Consider the following 20,553-nt stretch of genomic DNA (forward strand, 5'->3'; position numbering starts at 1 on the left):
CGTTTCGGTCTTGCCGGGAAGGGCGCTAGCGCCGGTTGACGCGGCGCGGGAAGTACCATGCCGCGCCGACCAGCCCCCATACCGCGAGCAGCGCGTAGGGGCGCCAGTCGGCTTCGAGACCGGTGAAAATCAGCGCACCCGCACAGATCGCGCCCGCGTTGCCGAGCGCGATGACCGCGCCGCGGCGAGGGCGGAAAGCGGCCGCGGCGTGAATATCGGGATGCAGGCGGGCGACTTTGGCGGCGACAAGGCAGATGCTCCCGTATTTCACCAGGTTGGGGATATTGACCGCCAGGAACAGGAACGTCAGTTCCATCGGCAGCAGGAGACCGGCGCATCCCAGCGCGAACACCGATAGCAGCGCGATATAGGGCACGTGCCAGCGCGGATGGACCCGCGCGAGCGCACGGGGCAGGACGCCGGCTTCCCCCATCGCCATCAGGCTGCGGCTGAAGAGGGTGAAGATCGCGTTGAGGCTGGTTCCGATCGCGACCACCGCGGCAAGCACGACCAGCGGCCGCGCGGCCGGTCCCATGAACCGCTCCGCCGCTTCCAGTATCGGCGCTTCGCTGGTGGCCAGGGCGTCCCAGCCCATCACACCCACGGCGACGAAGGCCACTGCCAGATAGAGGATCGTGGCCGAGCCGATCGACAAGGCGATGCCGAGCGGGATGCTGCGCCGGCTCTCGCGGACTTCGGCCCCGGCTTCGGTCGCCGCTTCGATGCCGAAGAACAGGCCCATCAGCAAAGGCGCAGCGGCGAGGACACCGGATATGCCCTGCGGGAAGAAGGGTGTCAGGTGCACCGTCTCGACCGTGCCCGCACCCCATGCCACGAAGACCGCGAACAGCAGCACGAGCATGCCGATCATGATCGTCTGGCTGCGCGCCGCGGTTCGCACGCCGAAAAGGTTGGCGATCAGCGCGAGCAGGAGAAAGCCGAACATCGCCGGCTTGGTCGGCAGGGGAACGATCATCGAGATATAGCGCGTCAGGACGAGCGCGAGCACGACCATCGCCCCCATGTTCGCGACGATCCGCATCCAGGCGATGAAGAAGCCGAGCGCGGGGTGCAGGAAGCGCGACGGCCAGACGAACGAGGCACCCGATACCGGCAACGCCGAGCCGAGGAAGGCGTAGCTGACCGCGATCAGGTACATCGGCAGGGCCGCGACCAGCACGGACAGCAGCATGCCCGGGCCCGCCAGCCCCGAGGCGGGCGAAACCGCCGAGAATATCGAAACGCCGACCGCAGTGCCGAGCCCCAGCGACACCACGCCCCACAGCCCGATCCCCTGGCGCAGCCGGTTGTCGCCCCCGCTCACGGGCAGCCGTCCGCTGCGATGAACGACCGCATGTCTTCGAGAAAGGCCTCGCGCGCCGCGGCGTCGGAGTAGAACATATGCCCGGCCCCGTATTCTTCCGCGCGGTAGCGAGCCGGCGGCAGCGAGGTCTGCGCGAAAAGATAGTCCGCGGCGCCGATCGTCGTCGTCAGGTCGAAGATTCCGGTGCCTACGAAGAGGCGCAGGCACGCGTTCGAACGGGCGGCCTGTTCCACGATCTCCATGAAAGGCCAGTCCGCGAACGGCGAATCCGCGCCGCCGTAGCGCCAGGTGCCCTCCGGCCGGGCAATCACCTTGTAAGTGCCGGCGTCCAGGTGCGGCAGGATCGTGCCCAGGTATCCGGGCATCGCAGCCGCATAGAGGTCGGACACCGCGGAAAAGGCGTCGGGCCCCACGACCGGACCGGCGTCCTCGGGCCGCGGAGCAAGATAGCGCGCATCGTATCGGCCGATCACTTTGCCGGCATCGCGCAGCAGCTCCACCCGAAAGCGCTCCTTCGAAATCCGCAGGTCGTGCGCAAGGTAGAAGGCGGCCGAAATGCCGCTCAGCGCCTCCAGTCGGGCGGCGATCCGGTGGCGTTCCGCATCGGGCAGGGTCTCTCCCGCGAACAGGGCCGGCAGATATTCCTCATGCGCGAAACGCGCCGCTTCGTCGGCTATCGCTTGCGGGGTGCAAGGCTGGCTCGCCTTGCCATGATAGCAGGCGATCGCCGCCAGCGAAGGCAGCGAGACGACGTAGCTTATGATATTGTCGGGCCGCTGCGAGGTCTCGATCATGTTGAGCGCTTGCCCGAGCAGGACGACGCCGCGGATCGAAGGCGCGCTCTCGAGCGCGGCGAAAGCGTCGAGCATCGCCACCGCGCGGATCGTGCCGTAGCTCTCACCCAGAATATAGACCGGCGCGTCGCTCCGCCCGTTCGCGGCAAGCCAGGCGTCGACGGCTTGCGCGACCGCTCGCGCATCGCCCGATACGCTGTTGTAGACCTCCGCATCCGCCCCCTCGCGCGAGGAGAAGCCGGTGCCGGGCGGGTCGAGAAACACGATATCGGCGATGTCCAGCAGGTTGCCGGTGTTGGCCGCGACCGGCGCCCTGGCGGGCAGGTGCGCCGTGGGGTCCTGCGGAACCTCGAGTCTGGCGGGGCCGAGCACGCCGAGATGGAGGAACGTCGAAGATGCGCCAGGCCCGCCGTTGAACGCGAACAGGACCGGCCGGTTCGCATCGTCCGCCGCGGTGTAGGCGATGTAGCCGACGCTGGCATCGGGGACGTCGCCGTTGCTCGAGACCGCTATCGTGTCGGCCTCGATCGCAATCCCCGGTGGGATCGCCGGTTCCGCCTGGCTCTGCGCCGGGACGAGCGTCGCCGCGGCAAAGGCCAGGATACGGGCCGCTCCGCGCAGGTTCTTCAGCCTTCCGGCGACGGTTCGCATCATCGTTGCTTCATCCTGGTTTCGCCGGCCCGCGTTCGCGCATCGCGATAGCTGTGCATTGCCTCGGTCATCACTTCCAGCCCCAGTTCGAGGCGGGCAGCGTCGATTCCGAAACCCAGACGGACGTGACCGGGCGCGCCGAAATACTCGCCGGGTGCGACGATAACGCCGCGCTCCTCGGCGAGCCATTCGGAAAACGTCCCGGTATCCTCGATCCCGACCAGCCGGGGAAAGGCGATGCACCCGTGTTCGGGCAGTTCGCCTTCCACCAGCCCTTCGGCCAGCCAGCGCGCGTGATAGGCGTCGATAAACGGCCGGGCGCCTGAAACGATCGCCGCGGTCCGCTCGCGATAGGCATCCGGGTCCTCGAGAATCCGCGCCGCAATGGCGTGCGAGAGCTTGGAGATCGCAAATTCGACCTCGCGGTTGAGCGCGCGCACCGGTTCCATCACTTTCGCGTCCGCCACGATCCATCCGCAGCGAAGCGTGCTGAGACCATAGATTTTGGTGAGACTGTTGATCGAAATGATCCGCGGGGAAATGCCCAGGGTGACCGCCGGCTTCGCCGCATCGCCCGCGTAGGGAGCATAGACTTCGTCGACGACGAGATAGACCTCGTGCCGGTCGGCAATCTCGCCCAGGGCTCGCAGCACGTCTTCCGATACCATGAAACCCGAGGGATTGTGCAGGTTGGAAATCACGATCAGCCGCGTGTCCGGGCCGATTGCCCGCTCGACCGTTTCCGGATCGATCGCGAAGCGCGGCCCCGAACGCTCGAAAGTGTCGACGCCCAGGCCATAGGAACGCGCCAGTATGCCGAAGAGGTCGAAACCCGGATTTTCGACCAGCAGCCGGTCTCCCGGCCTCAGCAGGGCGCGATAGAGCAGCGACAGCGCACCGGTGGCCCCGGTGGTCGAGAGCACTTGTTCCTTCGCCACGGCGTATTCGCGCGCCAGCGTCTCGATGACGTGCGGGTTCCCGCTCGCGAAGGCGCTTTCGTAATGCCTGGTGACAGCGCCGCCGAAGCTGTCGCTCACCAGCTCCGCCAGCAGTTCGAGCGGCTCGGGGACCGAGCTTTCGAACAGACTGACGAGCCTGTCGCGCTGCGGTTCCATCCGGGCGAGCACCTGCCGAACCCACTGTGAATACGAGACCGGAGCCGGGCGGACGGAGGGGCGGGACGTCATCAATATCTCACTTGCCGGTTGTCGCTGCCGACCGGGGACGCTTCGTTCCGGTCGTGCCTTCTTTTTTCTTTTGTCGGCGCGGGTTCACGCTGGTGCGTGTGCCCGCGCCGTTTCGACGATCGTCACATCCGAACCTTGATTCCGGCCCAGAACCGGCGGCCGAGAATGTCGCCGTAGGAGATTTGCGGATAGGACGGCTGCTCGTCAGTGAGATTGTCGACGCCCAGACGGAAGGTCATCGCTCCGGCTTCGAACTGCGCGGAGAGGCTGTGCGTCAGGTTGCTCGACAGGATCGGGTGCGGGTTGTTTTCGATGGTCGCATCGGAATCCGCCTTGGTCTCGTCGAGGTAGTAGGCCTGATAGCTTACCCGGACCGGTCCTTTCTCCCAGTCGAGGTTGAAGCGCCCCTCCCACGTCGGTTTCAGGTAAGTGTTGTCGGTGCGCACGAACGTCTCGCCCGTGACCGAGGTGGTCAGCAGCGTGTTGTGGGTCGCATCGATCCCGACATGGAACCGGCCGAGGTCGCCGCCTGCCGGTTCGAAGCGGTAGTCGATCGCGTAGATCTCGCCGCGATACTTGACGACGCCGGCGTTGAAAGTGGTTGTCGTCCCCTTCAGAATGGTCCCGCCGGGGTTCAGGCCGTCGGGATTGGCGATCCTGTCGAATGCGGCGCAGACCTCGGGATCGGGGTTGACGTTGTCGTAGCAGGCGGCGGCGAAATCCTCCGTGGTGAACGGCGACAGGCCGTCCTCCAGGTCGATTTCGACCCTGTCCGCGCTGATCGTGAGCCCGGGGATGAACGCCGGCTGCAGGACGATGCCGTAGGTGAAGGTGTCGGACACCTCGTTGCGCAGATCGGGGTTGCCGCCGGTGGTGATGGTCGCCCGCTGGAAATTCTCCGCCGGGCTCTGAAAGCCGGCGAGCCGGTCGGCGGCGCTCGCCCCGGCATTGGACCCGTCGGCTTCCACGCCATAGCCGGGATTTGCCTCGAACAGCGCCAGACAATTGGCATAGCGCACGTCGGGGTTGGGTCCGCTGGAAATCCGATCCGCATCGCATGGGTCGGTCCCCGCCGAATCGAGCGAGGTGGTCGACGGCGCAAAGAGCTGCGTCAGGGTCGGTGCACGGAAGTTGCGGCTGCGCGAGGCGCGCACGGTTACGCCGTAGACGGGCTGCCAGCGCAGGCTCAGGTCCCAGACCTCTTCCTTGCCGGCGATGGAGTTGTCGACATACCGGCCGGCAGCGCTCAGCTCGAGCGTTTCGACCAGCGGCACCTCCATGCCGCTGCCGATGATCGGAACCAGCAACTCGCCCGAAAACTCGTCGGTATTGTACCCGCCCGACTGCGCCAGTTCCATCGTGCCCCCGCCGAACAGGCCGAGACGGTTCGCTTCCAGCGGCATGAAGGAAACCTGCTCGTCGCGATGCTCGTAAGCGAGGCTGAACTGCACGTCGCCCCCGGGCAGGCGGACGAGATCGCCGCCCAGAGTGGCGAGGAAATCGATCTGTTCGTTGGTGTAGTCCTGCCCGGCCTGCAGGCTGACATATTCGCGCGCGCCCTGGCTGACATTGCCGTTGCCGAACGGGTTGATCGGATCGCAGGCCGGATCGTCGTTGTCCGGGTCGGCATCGGCATTGATCGCGCAGACGATCGCGCCGCCCGAACGGACCGCATTGATGGCGTTGTTGTATTTCGCGTTGTCGACTTCCCAGCGGCGCTGGGAGCCTTCGACGCGGGCATAGCTGCCCGAAACGGTCCAGTAGAAGTCCCGCCACCCGGCGGCGAAGTCGCCTTCCAGGCCGATCACGCCGCGATAGGTTTCGGTTTCGGTTGTCTGGCTGTTCGACGGGGTGAGGTCGTAGAAATATTTCGAAAGGAACAGCGGCGCGCCGGCCGCGAAGCCGGGGTTCGCCGCAGACAGCGTGTTGCGGGCGGAAGCGCTCAGGAAAGGATTGTCGATCGTGAAGATCACCGGCCCGGCATAGCTGCCGGCGTTCAGGATCGTGCGGCTCTGGCCCTGGGGGATTTCCTCGCCCTCGGTCCGGGCATAGAGCAGCTCCGCCTTCGCCGTGACCGCGCTCGACAGCTCGTAGCTGGCGATCATATTGCCGGTGAGCCGCTCCACCCCGGTCCGCAGGCCGACCAGATCGCGATAGGCGAAACCGTCGCCGCCGCTGGCGAAGGGAATGCCGACTTCTTCGCCGGGATCGAAGGCCATCAGGCCGCCGTCGGGCGCGAATTGCAGCGGCGTTCCGTCGAGCTGGGTCAGGAACCGGGTGAACGGAGCGGGCGCGTTGAAGAGCACGCCGTTCGCGTTGAATTCCCAGAAATGGGCGTCGAGCAGCTCCTTCCTGGACGGAATACCGTCGTCGGGGGTCTCATTCTCCGGATTGGTAACCGTCAGGCGTCCGAGCGCGGACAGCGGCCGGTCGGCGAAGCGCAAGATGGGGGACTTGGCATAGTTGATGTCGACCGCGACATTCCCGCGCCCGTCGGCGAAATTGGTCCCCGCGGTGCCGCGCAGGCTGTAGGTGTGAAAGTCACCCCGCGACGAGATGCCGTTCTGGGCGTCCAGCTCCAGCCCTTCGAAATCGTCCTTCAGGACATAGTTGACCACGCCGGCGATGGCGTCCGACCCGTAGACCGCGGCCCCGCCGCCCTGAATCACTTCGACCCGTTCCAGCAGGCCGAGCGGAATGATGTTCGCGTCCACCTGTGCGTCGCCGAGGCCGGAAGATGTGGTGACCATGCGCCGCCCGTTGACCAGCGTCAGCGTGCGGCCGGGGCCGAGCCCGAAGAGATTGGGAAACTGCTGGCCCGACCCGCTGCTTTCGCCGCTGTTGTCGGCCTGGCTGAGCTGCGGCGAGTTGCTGGTGAGGGTGTTGAGGGCCTGGGCCGCGCTGGTATAGCCACGGCTTTCGACAACCTCTTCGCTCAGCACGACACGCGGTGCGGATTCGTCGGCCGGATCGCGGCGAATGCGCGACCCGGTGACGACGATCGGTGCATTCTCGGCCGCAGCGGTCGCGAATGGATCGCTTTCCTGTTCCTGCGCGCTCGCGGCGGCGGGTAGCGTGGCCAGAGCGGCCAGAGCGGATGTCGCCAGGAGTGTGGTGCGAGCGCCGCCGATCCGGCTGTAGCGTTGAATGAACATGTCGATCCTCATCATTTTATTGCTGTCGTTGCCGAGTCCCCCGCGGCAACTGCCAAGACTAGGCCGGGTCGCGGCGCAAATTGTTGCAAACAGGGGTGGGGCGGCTGCGTCGTCTGCATAACTGCTCGAGGCTTAGCATCGGATAGGCATAATTTAGCTCGCAAACGCGCTTCGGCGTGGATTGCCAAGGAAGGAACGGACGTCGGACCCGAATTTTTTGGCTACTGCCGGATCGTCGTACATCATGTGTCCGCCCCGATAGCAGTGGAGCCGAATTCGCGGCGCGACGTCGCGCGGAAGCGTGGCCACCGTTGCTTCGTTGGCCGCACAGCTGTTGAGCGAATCGTAAAGTCCGGCGGCCACGAAGACGCGCATCGCCGGCATCTTCTGCAAGGCCCGCAGCGTCCATGGCCGGGAGGGGCTGGGCGGGCCTTCGCCCGCCATCGCCCGTGCCAGCGACTCTTCGGTGATCGGCGCCTGATCGTATTGCCATTGCCCGCCGACGGGAAAGGCATCCACCTCGATCCCCGCGTAGTCGCCGGCCTGATAGCCGAGCGTCCGGTTGTAGTAGCGCAGAACCGCGCTTTCCTCCTGCGGGCTGGCCGCGCGCTGGCCGGTCTTGCGCATATCGAACACGTTCAGAGTCAATCCCTCGTCGGCGAGGAGGGCCGTGCGGAAGTCGCGGGGCGAGATCCACAGCGTATCGGCGTCGACCGCGGACGGAGCGATGCCATGATACCGTGCGAGCGCCGCAACCGTCCGCTTTCGCCGGTCCGGGTCCAGCGCCGCCGGATCGGCGAGTGCCGGATGCCAGACCTCGCGCGCCCATTCTTCGGCCTCGGCGATCGCGGCGTCGACATCGGACTGGAGTTCGGGTGCCAGCCGGCCGTGCGCTGCCGCGGATGCCGTTCGGCCGGGAAGCGAAAGCGCGCGCATCAGCGCCCTGTCGCCGTAGTCGCCCAGCGGGATTCCGCCCGAGATCAGGCCGATTCCCGCCACGCTTTCGCCCCGATCCGCCAACCGTTCCGCCACCCCGGCGGCACGCCAGGTGCCGAAGCTTTCCCCGATCAGGAACAGCGGCGAATGCGTGCGGCCGTAAGCCAGGCGGAAGCCGACGATGAAATCGGTCGTGGCGGCAATGTCGCCGACGGTGGAATAGAGCCGCTTTCTCGCTTCCGCCGATCGTGTTCGGCTGAAGCCGGTATCGGCCGGGTCGAGGAAGACCAGATCGCTGGCGTCGAGCGGGCTGGCCGCATTGTCGACCAGGGCCCCGTCTTTCAGCACCCTGGGGCCAAGGGCCTCGAAGTGAAGCAGGCGGGAGTCCGCGCCGGGCCCGCCGTTCCAGACGAAGGTCAGCGGCCGCTCGCCCGCGTCGCGCGCGCCGGGCACCAAGTATGCTGTATAGAACAGGTCGGCGAGCGGTTCGCCGTCGTCGCCGCGCACTGTCAGTGTCCCGGCGCAGGCGGCATAGTCCAGGCTCTTTCCGCCGATGACGGCGCTATGCACCGTGCGCACCGCACCTTCGGCACATGCCGGGGCCATCGCGCGTCGATCCTGCGAGGCGCTGGCGCATCCGGCCAGCACAAGGGCCGCGCCGGCGATAAAAATGGAAAGGGTTTTCGTCATGCCAAGCCTCCCGCGATCGATCGTAACCCGGCGCCTCGATCAAATTTATGCGAAAGGTTGCCCGATCCGGTGCGCCGGTCCGGCGCTGGATTCGGAGGAATCCATTTCGGCTGCAACTAGGGATTATTTATGCGTGAGAGGGCCGATATTGTGCAAACAATGGGTGGGGATATCATTACGGCTGCACCGAAATTGTCACGCCGCGGGTTAATCGCCGGGGCCACCTGTCTTCCCGTCGCCGCCGGGCTGGCCGCCCGCTCGCGTCGCGCGGTGCCCGCAACGGCTTCGGCCGCTGCGCTGTTTGCGCCGATGGACGGGACCTACCTCGATTCCGGGACGATGCACCCGATACCGCTGGGCGCAAAGGCGTCTGTCGAGCGATATCTCGATAGCCATGCGCGGGGAGCGCGCTGGCCGAGCGGAGAGGTCGAGCGGCGCGTGAAATCCTCTTTCGCCAGGCTGGTCAATGCCGCGCCGGAGGAACTGGCTTTCGTTCAGAGCACGACTGCGGGCGAGCAGCTGGTGGTGGATGCGCTCGACATCCCCAGCAGCGGGGGCAGGATCGTGACCGACACGCTGCACTTCTTCGGCTCGTTCTGGATGTACGAGCAACTGGCCGAACGCGGGATGGATGTGGTCTGGTTGCACCCGCAAGATGGTCGGATCGATCCCGCGGCCTACGAACGGGCGATCGACGGCAATACCCGGCTCGTCAGCCTGTCCCTGGTCTCGACCTACAACGGCTTCGAGCACGATCTTGCGCGGATCTGCGAGATTGCCCACGCGCACGGTGCGTTCGTCTATGCCGATATCATCCATGCAGCCGGCACGGTGCCGGTCGATCTGCACGCAACCGGCGTCGATTTCGCCGCCTGCGCAAGCTACAAGTGGCTGATGGGCGATTTCGGGCTGGGTTTCCTCTATGCCCGGGCCGACCGGCTGGAACAGCTTCGCCGCACTCGCTTCGGCTATTACCAGCTCGCCCGGTTCCGATCTCACGTCTACCCTTTCGATCCGCCCGGCAGCAGTGTTGCCGACATGGCCCCGCGCAACGACGCGGAAGGGCTGTTCGCAATGGGGACCCGGTCGCATTCGGTGATGGCCCAGCTCGACTGGTCGCTTGCGGCGCTGCTCGACATCGGGGTCGATCGGATCGCCGCCAGCCGCCAGCCGCTGCTCGCCCGCCTGCACGAGGCGCTGCCGGCCAAGGGATACCGGGTCGCGACCCCGCGCGACAGCCGGACACCGCTGCTGACCTGCGTGCTGGAGGGCGCGCACGAGCGGCTCTCCCCGGCGTTGGACCGGGCCGGAGTGCGGATCACGCTGTCGCGCAACCGCTTCCGCGTGTGTCTTTCGTTTTTCAACACTGCCGACGATGTGGAGCGGCTGATCGACGTGCTCCCCGATCTGTCACATGAGGATATGCGATGAAAACCGGCCGAAACCTGATCCTGACGCTTGCCGCCGCCTCGCTGGCGCTGGGGGCGTCCCCTTCCGCCGCGCAAGAGTTCGACCGGCCGATGCCGCCGTCGTTCCTGAAGGCGATGGAGCCGATGGTGCCCCGCGAGCGGGCGAGCGATCGGACCGTCACCACCCGGCACCGGGGTTCGTTCAACGGCAAAGCCGTGGCCTACGATGCCATCGTGACCGAAACGCCAGTGGCCAATGCGGCGGGGGAGACCGCCGCGGTGGTCGTCACATATGCCTATGTCGCGCGGAACGCAGGCGATGCGTCCGACCGACCGGTCCTGTTCATTTTCAACGGCGGACCCGGCGCATCGTCGTCTCCGCTGCACATGCATGCATTCGGGCCGCGCGTTATCGGGTCGGACGGGAGCGGGCTTGTGAACAACGAGTACAGCCCGCTCGACGTCGCCGATCTCGTGTTCGTCGATCCGCCCGGCACCGGCGCCAGCATGCCGGTTGCGGGGGCCGACCCGTCCAGCCTCTTTTCCGTGGCCGGCGATGCCGGCGCCGTGGCCGAAGTGGTGGAGGCATGGCGCGAGGCGAACGGACGGACGGCTTCGCCTTATGCCCTCGTCGGGGAAAGCTACGGCTCGGCGCGCGCGCTGGCGATGCTCGGCGCACAGATGGAAGCCGGACTGCCGCTGCCCGACGGGGTTGGCCTGCTTTCGATGTCGATCGGCGATACCAGCGGGCCGGTGATCGCGGACGTGGTGCTCCTCCCGACACTGGCGGCGGTGGCGTGGTATCATGGAGCGGTGGCGCGTGAGGGGCGGACGGCGCGGGATGTCTACGATGCGGCGCTTCGCTTTGCGCAGGACGAATATGCCACCGCCCTGATCCGCGGCCCCTCGCTGCCCGACGGGGAAAGGCGCGCCCTCGCCGCGCGCCTGTCGGCCCTGATCGGCCTTCCGGCGGAGGTTCTGCTGGAGAACGACCTGCGGCTGGACAAGCAGGGCTTCATGCTCGGCCTCCTTGCCGATCGGGGGCTGCGCACGGGGCAGCTGGACGCCCGGGCGACGCGCAGCATTGCCGAATCCAATTTCCAGCCGCCGTTCGACGATCCTTCGATGACGCTGGGCACATCGACCAGCGAGACGATCGAGGCCTATCTTGCCGGAGAACTCGGCTATCCGCTTCCCAGCCCCTATCGCAGTCTCAATCTGGGCATCAATTTCAAATGGGGCTGGGGAGAGGGGACCAGCTATCGCACAGCGCGCTTCACCCCCCATCTCGCGAAAGCCATGGCGCAGAAGCCGGGGATGACCGTGTTCACTGTGGGCGGACTGTACGACATAACGACGCCGGCCTATGCGGGAATCTTCGCGCTGGACCAGGCGGGCATTCCGCTCGACCGGCGCAGCACCCATCTCTATCCCGCGGGCCATTCGGTTTTCGAAGACCCGGAGGGGCTGGCGGCGCTGTCCGCGGACATTCGCCGCTGGGCCGGGGAACTGCGGCGAACCAAACGCTGAGGTCTGCACGGGCGGCAGCGGCGATGCCGGCAGCCACCGGCGCATTTTTCCCGGAAGTGAACTTGGTGCGGTCGAGAAGACTCGAACTTCCACGGGCGTTAGCCCACAACGACCTCAACGTTGCGCGTCTACCAGTTCCGCCACGACCGCACAGTCAGAAGGACGACGGGCGTCCTCGGGGGGTAGGCGGGCGCCCCTAGCAACAGGATTGCCGCATCGCAAGCGGTTTGAGCGGGTGGATGCCCGCCCCGGCCGTCAGTCGGGCTTCCATCCGATTTCGGCGAACTTGGCGGACTTGGGCACGTCGGTCACCGCCTCGTTGATCGTCACGCTTTCGCCCGGGGCCAGGCGGCGCTGAGGCGGGGACACTTCCCAGCTGTAGACGATCCGGTCGCGCGCGTCGCGCATGACGATCAGGATCGAAGGCAGGCTGCGGGTTTCGCGGCCGACATTGGTGATCGTGCCGCTGGCGCCGAAGAATTCGGTGCCGTTGGGCAAAGTGCGGCGATCCTGCTGATCGGCCGGAAATTCCAGCACCAGGTCGGGCTGTTCGACGGCAAAGGTCGGCCGGCTGATCGGCACCCAGTCGGGCAGGCCCCAATAGCTGACCGCGGCAACCGTGCCGACCGCGATGGCGGCGAATGCGGCCGCCGCGATAGTCCAGACCCTGAGAGGGTTCCGGCGCGGGCGGAACGGCGGTTCGGCGGCGAAGGGCGAGCGGACGTCGTCTCCCGGCTCCGCGTCTTGCGGCCACCCGTCGTCCGGCGAAGAGGGCGGCGGTGCCGGTGGAGGCGGTTGCTCGTCCACCGGCGGCGTCCGTATCGCCGCATCAGGACCATGCACTGGCGCCGCTTCTTCCGGCCCGGGCGCGGCGGTGCCGGGCCCCGTACCCGTCGGCGACCCTGTCTTTGCCGGCGAGGCGTCGGATGCCGGTGCAACCGGCGGTGGCGGGGAGGAAGCGGGACGTGCGACCGGGCGGTCTTCGGCCCGATTCTCCGCGCGATCGGGGTCGGCCCCGCTGCCATCCTGAAACCAGCTGTGGCGGCATTTGGCGCATCGCACCGTACGCCCGTCGACGCCGATGGCACTGTCGGGAACGACATAGCGCGTCGAACAGGCGGGGCAGGCGATGATCATCGTAACCGCCATCCTTACGGCGCCGGACGAATCGCAACAAGGCTCCGCCGGAGAGGCGAGGTGCGCGAGCGGCTTTTTTCCACATCGAAGCGCCGCTATAGCCGCGCGCAGATGCGCATTTGCCCTTCTCCGACCATGCAGGCGACCGCCCGGCCATGAACGATTTCGACTCCGCGAGCGATTTCGACAGCGAGATCGTATCGTTCGACAATGTCGGGCTGCGGTACGGCACCGATGGCGAAGTGCTGCGCGATGTGTCCTTCACGCTCTATCCGGGCAGCTTCTATTTCCTCACCGGCGCCAGCGGGGCAGGCAAGACCTCGCTGCTGAAGCTGCTCTATCTGGCGCAGCGCCCCTCGCGCGGGGCGATCCGCATGTTCGGGACCGACGTGATCACTCTGCCCCGCGCGCGCCTGCCCCGGTTCAGGCGGCGTCTGGGCGTCGTCTTCCAGGATTTCCGGCTTGTTCCGCACCTCTCCGCGTTCGACAACGTCGCCTTGCCGCTGCGGGTGGCGGGCGTGGACGAGGCGGACGTGGCCAAGCCGGTCTCCGACATGCTCGAATGGGTCGGGCTTTCGCACCGCCGCGACGCGCGGCCGGCGACGCTGTCGGGCGGGGAACAGCAGCGGGTCGCCATTGCCCGCGCAGTGATCGGCCGCCCCGATATGCTGGTGGCGGACGAGCCGACCGGAAACGTCGACCCCGAAATGGCGCTGAAACTGCTCCGCCTGTTCGAAGCGCTCAACCGTCTGGGCACGACGGTCGTGGTGGCGACCCACGACGTTCACTTGTTGAAGAAAGTGCCCGATTCCCTGATCATGCGGCTCGACAAGGGGCGCCTTTCCGATCCCACCGGCGTGTTGCGCTATCCCCCGCGCACTGCACGCGGGGGCCGGGGGACGCCATGACCGCCCGCCCCGGGCTCAACCGCGCCCTGCGCAAGGGCTTCGCGCCGTTCGCGGGCGAGCGTGCGGCGCGCCTGGTGCCGCAAGCGCGCCTGGCGGGGCCGATGCCGTGGGTTATCGCGATCATGGTCGCGCTGACGGTGATCGCGGCAGCCGGCGGGCTGGCATTGCAGAACATGGCCGAGGCGGCGCGCGCCGAACTCGCCGGCGGGGCCACCGTGCAAGTGCTCGAGGCTTTGCCGGAAGAGCGCGAGCAGCAGGCGCGCGCGGTGGAGGCGGCCCTCTCCGCCGATCCCGCGGTCGCGAGCTATCGGCGCGTGCCCGAAGGCGAGCTGGAGGCGCTGCTCGAGCCCTGGCTGGGCACCGGGATCGGCCAGGCGACGGTTCCTGTTCCCGCGCTGATCGACGTGCGCTTGCGCGGGGCGGCGGATGCCGATGCCGTGGCCGGATTGCAGGCCCGGCTGGCCGAAATCGCGCCCGATGCGCGGGTCGATGCCCAGTCGAGCTGGCTCGGCCCGGTGTTCGATGTCATCGCGGCTCTGCAATGGCTCGCGATCGCTCTCGTCGTCCTGCTGGCCCTTACCAGCGCAACGGCGGTCTGGCTTGCGGCACGCTCGGCATTGGGGAGCAATCGCAACACGATCGAGATCATCCACCTGCTCGGCGGCACCGACGGGCAGATCGCACGCATTTTCCAGCGGTCGATTGCGCGCGACGCGCTGATCGGCGGAATTGTCGGGCTGGCGCTCGGCTTCGGCGCGATGTTGGTTCTCGGGCGGCAGTTCGCGCAGCTGGGATCCGGGATGGTCGCCGGCGGCGGACTGGACACCCGCGACTGGATCGCGCTGGCCGCAATCCCGCTGGCCGGCGTTGCGATCGCGATCGTTACTGCGCGGTTTACGGTCCTGTCGGCGCTTCGGAGGATACTATGATCCGGCGCCTGGTTTCCGCCGCGGTGCTTGCATGGGCGCTGGGCTTCCTGTGGTTCGCGATCGCCCTGCCCGGTCCGGTCGAAGCGGCGAAGACCGATGCCGTCATCGTGCCCACCGGCGCGGCAGGCCGGATCGAGCGAGGCCTGGAGGTTCTGCGCGCCGGCGATGCACGCGCCCTGCTTGTCACCGGAGTCGACCCCGAAGTGCGCCCGGCCGAGTTCGCCGGGCAATTCGACGTGCCCGTGGCAACGATGGAATGCTGCGTCTCGCTGGGCTTTTCCGCGGTCGATACGCGCGGCAATGCGACCGAGACGGCGGAGTGGGTGCGGGCGCGCCGGGTTCGCTCGCTGCGGCTGGTGACCACGGACTGGCATATGCGCCGGGCAGCCGGGGAGTTGAAGCGGACTCTGCCCGACGGGGTGGAGGTCGTGCGCGACGCGGTTCCTTCGCAGCCTTCGCTGCGCATCCTGTTTCTGGAATATCACAAGCTGCTGGCCAGCGTCGTGTCGCGGTTGTGGCGGGGGGCGAAGGGGTGATCCTGCTGCGCAACCTCGCATTCTATCCGGCGTTCTACCTCGGCAGCGTCCTCTACGTGCTGGCCGCCCTGGCGATGGCGCCGGCCGGCGGTTCCGCGCTGGCGAACGTGGTGTCGCAATGGTGCCGGTTCCACCGGTTCTGTTCGCGCGTCCTGCTGGGTATCGAGATACGGATCGAAGGCGCGCCGCCGGCCGGGCCGGCGCTTTACGCCATTCGACACGAAAGCTTCTTCGAGGCGATCGACCTTCCGTGCCTGTTCGGCCACCCGGTGCCTTTCGCCAAGCGGGAGCTGTTCGCCATTCCCGGCTGGGGCCGCGCGGCGCGCGCCTATGGCTGCATTTCGGTTTCCCGCGACGAAGGGGCGCGGGCCCTGCGCGCGATGGTCGCGGCGGCGCGCGGGTTCGTGGCCGAGGGGCGGCCGCTGGTGATCTTCCCCGAGGGGACCCGCGTCGCGCACGGCGATCGCGCCCCGCTACAGGCCGGTTTTGCCGGGCTTTACAAGTTGCTGGGTTTGCCGGTCGTGCCGGTCGCGGTGGACAGCGGCCCGCTCTATCACCGCCGGCTGAAGCGGCCGGGGACGATCACTTATCGCTTCGGAGAGCCGATCGCGCCCGGCCTGCCGCGCGCCGAGATCGAGGCGAAAGTCGGCGAAGCGATCAATGCTCTCAACTCCGACCCTTCGCGGCGGTCGTAGCGCGCCTCACCGGCAGTTTCCGGGCTCCGTATGGTCGGCGCGCCCGAAATCGGGGCGGGCATCGTCCTGCCCCTGTTCGACGATCGAGCGGCGGATATCCCGCGTGCGGGCGAACAGGTCGAACAGCGCCTCCCCGTCGCCGCGCCGGATCGCGCGCTGCAGCGCGGTCAGATCCTCGGTGAAACGGCCCAGCATCTCCAGCACCGCTTCGCGGTTGGAGAGGAAGACGTCGCGCCACATCGTGGGATCGCTCGCGGCGATGCGGGTGAAATCGCGGAACCCGCCGGCCGAATACTTGATCACCTCGCTGCGGGTCACTTCCTCCAGGTCGGACGCGGTGCCGACGATGGTATAGGCGATCAGATGCGGGATGTGGCTGGTGACCGCGAGCACGAGATCGTGGTGCGCGGCATCCATGATCTCGACTTTGGCGCCAAGCGCTTCCCAGAAGCGGCGCAGCGCCTCGACCGCGTCCGGGTCGGCATCGTCCGGCGGCGTGAGAATGCACCAGCGCCGGCGGAACAGGCTGGCGAAGCCGGCGTCGGGGCCGCTGCGTTCGGTCCCCGCGACCGGGTGCGCGGGGATTACGCGGTGCCCGGGCAAGGCGCGCGACAGCGCCTCGCCGACCGAAGCCTTCGACGATCCGACATCGGACACGATTGCCCTTGCCGGCAGGGCGGCGGCACAGGCCCGGGCGGCGGCCTCCATCGCGCCGACCGGAACGCAGAACAGCACCAGGTCCGCGTCGCGCACGGCATCCTCGGGCGTCTCGCAGATCGTGCCGGCCAGGCCCCGCTCGGCGGCGCGCTGGCGGACTTGCGGATCGGCGTCGTAACCGGTCGTTGCGACCCCGGGCAGGCATTCGGCGACCGCCAGCCCGACCGAACCGCCCAGCAGGCCGAGCCCCACGATGGCAACGCGCTCGATCGTCATCGCGCCTTGTCCGCCAGATCGCGCAGAACGCCGGCAATCGCATCCATCTGCGCGCGCGTTCCGATCGTGATCCGCAGCCCGTGCCCCAGTCCCTGGCCCGGCAGGTGCCGCACGGCATAGCCTGCACGGGCGATCGCCTCGTGCGCTTCGACCGCGCTCGGCGCCCCTTCGAACAGTACGAGCACGAAGTTGCCGGCGCTGGGCAGGGCGCGCAGGCCGCGGTTGCCCAGCGCGCCGATCGCTTCGATAAAGCGCGCGCGTTCGGCCGCATTATGCCGGCGCGAGCGTTCGATGAAGTCCTGGTCCTCGACGGCCGCCAGCGCCGCGGCCTGGCCGCGCCCGGTAACGTTGAACGGCCCGCGAATGCGGTTGAGCGTGTCGAGGATCGCCGGCGCGCCCGTGGCCCACCCGATCCGCTCGCCCGCGAGGCCGTAGATCTTGGAGAACGTTCGCGTGACGAGGACGTTCGCATGGCGCGCGGCGAGCTCCAGCCCGCGGTCGTCGTCCTGCGGGTCGAGATATTCGGCATAGGCCTGGTCGAGCACGAACAGGACGTCGCCCGGCAATCCGGCATGGAGGCGGGCGATTTCCCCGGCGGACAGCAGGCTGCCGGTCGGGTTGTTCGGATTGGCGAGGAACACGACCCGCGTTCTCGGCGTGACCGCGGCGAGCAGCGCGTCCACGTCGGCGCCGTAGTCGGCATCGGGCGCTTCGACCGGCACGGCGCCGCAACGCCGGGCGGCGATCTCGTAAACCGCGAAGCTGTAGCGCGGGAACAGCACCTCGTCCCCCGGCCCGGCATAGCCCTGCGCGGCGAGGTTGAGCAGTTCGTCGGATCCCGTGCCGCATACGATGCGTGCCGGATCGAGGCCGTGCACCCGGCCGATCGCCGCGCGCAGGGCGAGGGAATCGGGGTCGGGATAGCGGGCGGGCGGACTGGCGCTCTCCAGTGCCGCCAGCGCCGCCGGGCTGGTTCCCAGCGGGTTCTCGTTGGCCGAGAGCTTGACCAGTTCGCGGCCGGCGGCGTCTTTCGACTGCCCGGGCACATAGGCGTGGATGCCCTCGATCCAGGGCTTGCGGGCAGGTTGCTGGGCCATGATGGCCGGGCGCATAGCCTGCCTGACCGGCGAATCGAAGCAAATCCTGCTTGCCCCGGCTAAGGGCGGATGTGTTGACACGCGCGCGGCCGCCGCCCAATCCCCGCGGCGCAATGACCGCCGCCGATCCCTCGCAAAGCTATACGCTGCCCGATCCGCTGCCGCTGGATGGCGGGCAGGTGCTGGCAGGCGCGACGATCGCCTACCAGACTTATGGCGAACTTGCGGCGGACAAGGGCAATGCGATCCTCGTCTGCCACGCGCTGACCGGCGACCAGTATCTCGCCAGCGCCCATCCGGTGACCGGCAAGCCGGGGTGGTGGGAGCGAATGGTGGGGCCGGGCAAGCCGATCGATACCGACCGGTATCACGTCATCTGCGCCAATGTGATCGGCAGCTGCATGGGATCGACCGGGCCGGCGAGCACGGCGCCCGACGGCAAGCCCTGGGGGATGCGCTTCCCCGTCATCACCGTGCGCGACATGGTTCGCGGGCTCGTCGCGCTGCTCGACGGGCTGGGGATCGCGCGGCTCCATGCGGTCGTCGGCGGGTCGATGGGCGGGATGCAGGCGCTGAGCCTCGCCGCCAATTTCCCCGAGCGGGCGGCGCGAGTCCTCGCCATTGCCACCACCGCGCGCCATTCGGCGCAGAACATCGCCTTCCACGAAGTCGGGCGGCAGGCGATAATGGCCGATCCCAACTGGCGCGACGGCAATTACTACGCCCACGGCAGCGCGCCCGACGCGGGACTGGCGGTCGCGCGGATGGCGGCGCACATCACTTATCTTTCCGAAGCGGGCCTGACCGAGAAGTTCGGCCGCCGCCTGCAGGACCGGTCGGCCAAGAGCTTCGGCTTCGACGCCGATTTCCAGGTCGAAAGCTATCTGCGTTATCAGGGCAGCGGTTTCACCCGGCGGTTCGATGCCAATTCCTACCTCTATATTACCCGCGCGATGGACTATCTCGACATTGCCGAGGAGCACGGCGGCAAGCTGGCCGATGCCTTCGCCGGCCACGCGATGGGCAAGGGCGCGCGGTTCTGCCTGGTCAGTTTCGACACCGACTGGCTCTATCCCACGGCCGAAAGCCGCCACGTCGTCCACGCGCTCAACGCGGCGGGCGCGCCGGTCAGTTTCGTCGAGCTGTCCTCCCCCTTCGGACACGACAGCTTCCTGCTCGACGTGCCCGCGCTCGACCGGGTGGTGAAAGGTTTCCTCGATGGTTGACGCGGCAACCCTGCGCCCCGACCTCGCGGTCATTGCGCGCCAGGTTCCCTCCGGCGTGCGCGTGCTCGACGTCGGCTGCGGCGACGGCGCGCTGATGGCCGCGCTGCAGCAGAGCCGGAATGTCGATGCGCGCGGGATCGAAATCGACCCCGAGCTGGTCGAACGCTGCGTCGCGCGCGGGCTCAGCGTGGTGCAGGGCGATGCCGACCGCGATCTCGCCTTCTATCCCGACGGCGCATTCGACATCGCGATCCTCAGCCAGACGCTGCAGACCGCCGCGCGGCCCGACCGGATGCTGGCGGAGCTGCTGCGCGTGGGCCGCCGCGCCTTCGTCTCTTTCCCCAACTTCGCTTACTGGCGGATGCGCTGGGCGCTGATGCGCCGCGGCCGCATGCCGGTGACGCGCCACCTGCCGGTGACCTGGTACGAAACGCAGAACATCCACCATGTGACGGTGAAGGACTTCGAGGAGCTGACCGCGCAGCTCGGCATCGCGATCGAAAGCCGCTGGTTCTTCACCGCCGACCGCGAAGTGGCGGCGCGCGGCGCGAACTGGCGCGCGGAATACGCGCTGTTCGAAGTGCGGCGGCGTTGATCCAGCCACTGACAAGTTGTGAGCCCCAGCGCAGGCTGGGGCCTCCCTCCACCCGCGGAACGCCAGCGGCCTGAGGCCCCAGCCTGCGCTAGGGCTCGGTAAGAGGGGTTGTCACCCCAACCGCTCCACATGCCACTTCACATGTTCGGCCATGAAGGTGGAGATGAAGTAGTACGAATGGTCGTAGCCCCGATTCCTTTGAACGCCGCGCCGAAGCATGGACCGCGTGATGCACGGCGTCCTGCGAAAGTCGGGCCTAGTTGGACAACCCCGATAGAAGACCCGAAGATTCCGGATCATATTTCAAGGCGAGCGAACGGAAGGCGTCGGCCAGATCGTTCAACTCGGTCTTGCCGGCGCAACTATGCTGCGAGGCGCTGATTCTTTTTCCGTTTCGCGCCGTTTCCAGCGTGAGAGACGCGCCATCTGAGCAAATTGCATCGTCGGCACCGTAATACGGAAGCGCGCCCAGGCGCCGGAGCGCTGCGCCGGTTATGCGTTCGGAGATCTCTGCGGCGTCCGAATCCGCGATCGGTCGTTCGAGCCGCCTCGTGACCACTTCGCCCGCCTTCCATCGAAATCCTGCGATCCGAACGAACCACTCACCTTCGAGCCTGTAGATTACAACCTGTTGCGATGCCGGCGGCGGCGTAAGGCTGGCCGCGAACGTCGCCGAGTAGACTGGTCCGTCGCCGAACGCGGGATCGCAGACGTCGGCCAGATGATAGTCGACCGAACGGCGCTCGTTCACGCATTCCTCTTCGAAGGAGCCGGCTGAAAGGACCAGGAACGCGGAAATCATCGAATGGAGCATGATGCCT

At 67.5% G+C, this 20,553-nt stretch carries 17 protein-coding genes and 1 tRNA gene; 8 read left to right on the forward strand and 10 right to left on the reverse strand.

Annotation, left to right across the window (positions count from 1 at the left end):
• Positions 1-25: 25 nt before the first annotated feature.
• The 5 genes from V5F89_RS04990 to V5F89_RS05010 all read right to left on the reverse strand — a co-directional run bounded on the left by V5F89_RS04990 (position 26) and on the right by V5F89_RS05010 (position 8,737).
• Positions 26-1,324 carry an APC family permease gene (locus tag V5F89_RS04990; RefSeq protein ID WP_338447146.1) on the reverse strand — a complete coding sequence of 433 codons (1,299 nt, stop codon included), beginning with the start codon at positions 1,322-1,324 and terminating at the stop codon, positions 26-28.
• Positions 1,321-2,772 carry a S10 family serine carboxypeptidase-like protein gene (locus V5F89_RS04995; protein WP_338447147.1) on the reverse strand — a complete coding sequence of 484 codons (1,452 nt, stop codon included), beginning with the start codon at positions 2,770-2,772 and terminating at the stop codon, positions 1,321-1,323. Before V5F89_RS04995 ends, V5F89_RS04990 begins: the two co-directional genes overlap by 4 nt.
• On the reverse strand, positions 2,769-3,956 hold the full coding sequence (locus V5F89_RS05000; protein ID WP_338447148.1) for a pyridoxal phosphate-dependent aminotransferase: 1,188 nt from the start codon (positions 3,954-3,956) through the stop codon (positions 2,769-2,771). The genes V5F89_RS04995 and V5F89_RS05000 overlap by 4 nt, the downstream gene beginning before the upstream one ends.
• Positions 3,957-4,078: 122 nt before the next feature.
• On the reverse strand, positions 4,079-7,126 hold the full coding sequence (locus V5F89_RS05005; RefSeq protein ID WP_338447149.1) for a TonB-dependent receptor domain-containing protein: 3,048 nt from the start codon (positions 7,124-7,126) through the stop codon (positions 4,079-4,081).
• A gap of 138 nt (positions 7,127-7,264) precedes the next feature.
• Positions 7,265-8,737, reverse strand: coding sequence for a S10 family serine carboxypeptidase-like protein (locus V5F89_RS05010; protein ID WP_338447150.1), 1,473 nt, complete (start codon positions 8,735-8,737; stop codon positions 7,265-7,267).
• Positions 8,738-9,007: 270 nt separating this feature from the next.
• Here V5F89_RS05010 and V5F89_RS05015 point away from each other — a divergent pair, with 270 nt between their 5' ends.
• Together V5F89_RS05015 and V5F89_RS05020 are read left to right on the forward strand one after the other, a co-directional pair.
• The gene (locus V5F89_RS05015) at positions 9,008-10,168 is read left to right on the forward strand and encodes an aminotransferase class V-fold PLP-dependent enzyme (RefSeq protein WP_338447151.1); all 1,161 of its coding nucleotides are present in this window, start codon (positions 9,008-9,010) and stop codon (positions 10,166-10,168) included.
• The gene (locus V5F89_RS05020) at positions 10,165-11,676 is read left to right on the forward strand and encodes a S10 family serine carboxypeptidase-like protein (protein WP_338447152.1); all 1,512 of its coding nucleotides are present in this window, start codon (positions 10,165-10,167) and stop codon (positions 11,674-11,676) included. Before V5F89_RS05015 ends, V5F89_RS05020 begins: the two co-directional genes overlap by 4 nt.
• 63 nt (positions 11,677-11,739) lie before the next feature.
• Here V5F89_RS05020 and V5F89_RS05025 read toward each other — a convergent pair.
• Positions 11,740-11,826, reverse strand: a tRNA-Leu gene (locus V5F89_RS05025).
• A gap of 105 nt (positions 11,827-11,931) precedes the next feature.
• Positions 11,932-12,813, reverse strand: a complete 882-nt coding sequence (locus V5F89_RS05030) for a zinc-ribbon domain-containing protein (RefSeq protein WP_338447153.1) — start codon at positions 12,811-12,813, stop codon at positions 11,932-11,934.
• A gap of 155 nt (positions 12,814-12,968) precedes the next feature.
• Between V5F89_RS05030 and ftsE the strand changes: the two genes are divergently transcribed.
• From ftsE to V5F89_RS05050, 4 genes are read left to right on the forward strand one after another with little or no spacing between them, the layout of a single operon-like run.
• Positions 12,969-13,721 carry a cell division ATP-binding protein FtsE gene (gene ftsE / locus V5F89_RS05035; RefSeq protein WP_338447154.1) on the forward strand — a complete coding sequence of 251 codons (753 nt, stop codon included), beginning with the start codon at positions 12,969-12,971 and terminating at the stop codon, positions 13,719-13,721.
• A complete protein-coding gene (locus V5F89_RS05040; RefSeq protein ID WP_338447155.1) occupies positions 13,718-14,650 on the forward strand; it encodes a cell division protein in 933 nt (310 codons plus the stop codon). The genes ftsE and V5F89_RS05040 overlap by 4 nt, the downstream gene beginning before the upstream one ends.
• Entirely contained in the window at positions 14,647-15,186 is a 540-nt protein-coding gene (locus V5F89_RS05045) for a YdcF family protein (protein WP_338447156.1), read from the forward strand. The genes V5F89_RS05040 and V5F89_RS05045 overlap by 4 nt, the downstream gene beginning before the upstream one ends.
• Entirely contained in the window at positions 15,165-15,881 is a 717-nt protein-coding gene (locus V5F89_RS05050) for a lysophospholipid acyltransferase family protein (protein ID WP_338447157.1), read from the forward strand. Before V5F89_RS05045 ends, V5F89_RS05050 begins: the two co-directional genes overlap by 22 nt.
• 6 nt (positions 15,882-15,887) lie before the next feature.
• On the opposite strand, the gene V5F89_RS05055 is transcribed toward V5F89_RS05050, so the two are convergent.
• Both V5F89_RS05055 and hisC read right to left on the reverse strand, forming a co-directional pair.
• Positions 15,888-16,814 carry a prephenate/arogenate dehydrogenase family protein gene (locus tag V5F89_RS05055; RefSeq protein ID WP_338447158.1) on the reverse strand — a complete coding sequence of 309 codons (927 nt, stop codon included), beginning with the start codon at positions 16,812-16,814 and terminating at the stop codon, positions 15,888-15,890.
• On the reverse strand, positions 16,811-17,911 hold the full coding sequence (gene hisC / locus V5F89_RS05060) for a histidinol-phosphate transaminase (protein WP_338447159.1): 1,101 nt from the start codon (positions 17,909-17,911) through the stop codon (positions 16,811-16,813). The genes V5F89_RS05055 and hisC overlap by 4 nt, the downstream gene beginning before the upstream one ends.
• A 113-nt stretch (positions 17,912-18,024) precedes the next feature.
• Between hisC and metX the strand changes: the two genes are divergently transcribed.
• Together metX and metW are read left to right on the forward strand one after the other, a co-directional pair.
• On the forward strand, positions 18,025-19,137 hold the full coding sequence (gene metX / locus V5F89_RS05065) for a homoserine O-acetyltransferase MetX (RefSeq protein WP_338447160.1): 1,113 nt from the start codon (positions 18,025-18,027) through the stop codon (positions 19,135-19,137).
• Positions 19,130-19,732, forward strand: coding sequence for a methionine biosynthesis protein MetW (metW, locus tag V5F89_RS05070; protein ID WP_338447161.1), 603 nt, complete (start codon positions 19,130-19,132; stop codon positions 19,730-19,732). The genes metX and metW overlap by 8 nt, the downstream gene beginning before the upstream one ends.
• A gap of 256 nt (positions 19,733-19,988) precedes the next feature.
• Here metW and V5F89_RS05075 read toward each other — a convergent pair whose 3' ends face one another.
• Complete coding sequence (locus V5F89_RS05075; protein WP_338447162.1) at positions 19,989-20,546, reverse strand: hypothetical protein; 558 nt, start codon at positions 20,544-20,546, stop codon at positions 19,989-19,991.
• Between the last annotated feature and the right edge of the window lie 7 nt (positions 20,547-20,553).

This window comes from Pelagerythrobacter marensis (assembly GCF_036700095.1).
GTDB lineage: Bacteria > Pseudomonadota > Alphaproteobacteria > Sphingomonadales > Sphingomonadaceae > Pelagerythrobacter > Pelagerythrobacter marensis_A.

Excerpts from the sequence above, each read along its gene's own strand:
- metX (WP_338447160.1), top strand. The coding sequence starts at position 18,025 with ATGACCGCCGCCGATCCCTCGCAAAGCTATACGCTGCCCGATCCGCTG.
- V5F89_RS05000 (WP_338447148.1), bottom strand. The coding sequence starts at position 3,956 with ATGACGTCCCGCCCCTCCGTCCGCCCGGCTCCGGTCTCGTATTCACAG.
- hisC (WP_338447159.1), bottom strand. The coding sequence starts at position 17,911 with ATGGCCCAGCAACCTGCCCGCAAGCCCTGGATCGAGGGCATCCACGCC.
- V5F89_RS05020 (WP_338447152.1), top strand. The coding sequence starts at position 10,165 with ATGAAAACCGGCCGAAACCTGATCCTGACGCTTGCCGCCGCCTCGCTG.
- V5F89_RS05040 (WP_338447155.1), top strand. The coding sequence starts at position 13,718 with ATGACCGCCCGCCCCGGGCTCAACCGCGCCCTGCGCAAGGGCTTCGCG.
- V5F89_RS05010 (WP_338447150.1), bottom strand. The coding sequence starts at position 8,737 with ATGACGAAAACCCTTTCCATTTTTATCGCCGGCGCGGCCCTTGTGCTG.
- V5F89_RS05030 (WP_338447153.1), bottom strand. The coding sequence starts at position 12,813 with ATGATCATCGCCTGCCCCGCCTGTTCGACGCGCTATGTCGTTCCCGAC.
- V5F89_RS05005 (WP_338447149.1), bottom strand. The coding sequence starts at position 7,126 with ATGATGAGGATCGACATGTTCATTCAACGCTACAGCCGGATCGGCGGC.
- V5F89_RS05055 (WP_338447158.1), bottom strand. The coding sequence starts at position 16,814 with ATGACGATCGAGCGCGTTGCCATCGTGGGGCTCGGCCTGCTGGGCGGT.
- V5F89_RS05075 (WP_338447162.1), bottom strand. The coding sequence starts at position 20,546 with ATGCTCCATTCGATGATTTCCGCGTTCCTGGTCCTTTCAGCCGGCTCC.
- V5F89_RS04995 (WP_338447147.1), bottom strand. The coding sequence starts at position 2,772 with ATGATGCGAACCGTCGCCGGAAGGCTGAAGAACCTGCGCGGAGCGGCC.
- V5F89_RS05045 (WP_338447156.1), top strand. The coding sequence starts at position 14,647 with ATGATCCGGCGCCTGGTTTCCGCCGCGGTGCTTGCATGGGCGCTGGGC.
- metW (WP_338447161.1), top strand. The coding sequence starts at position 19,130 with ATGGTTGACGCGGCAACCCTGCGCCCCGACCTCGCGGTCATTGCGCGC.
- ftsE (WP_338447154.1), top strand. The coding sequence starts at position 12,969 with ATGAACGATTTCGACTCCGCGAGCGATTTCGACAGCGAGATCGTATCG.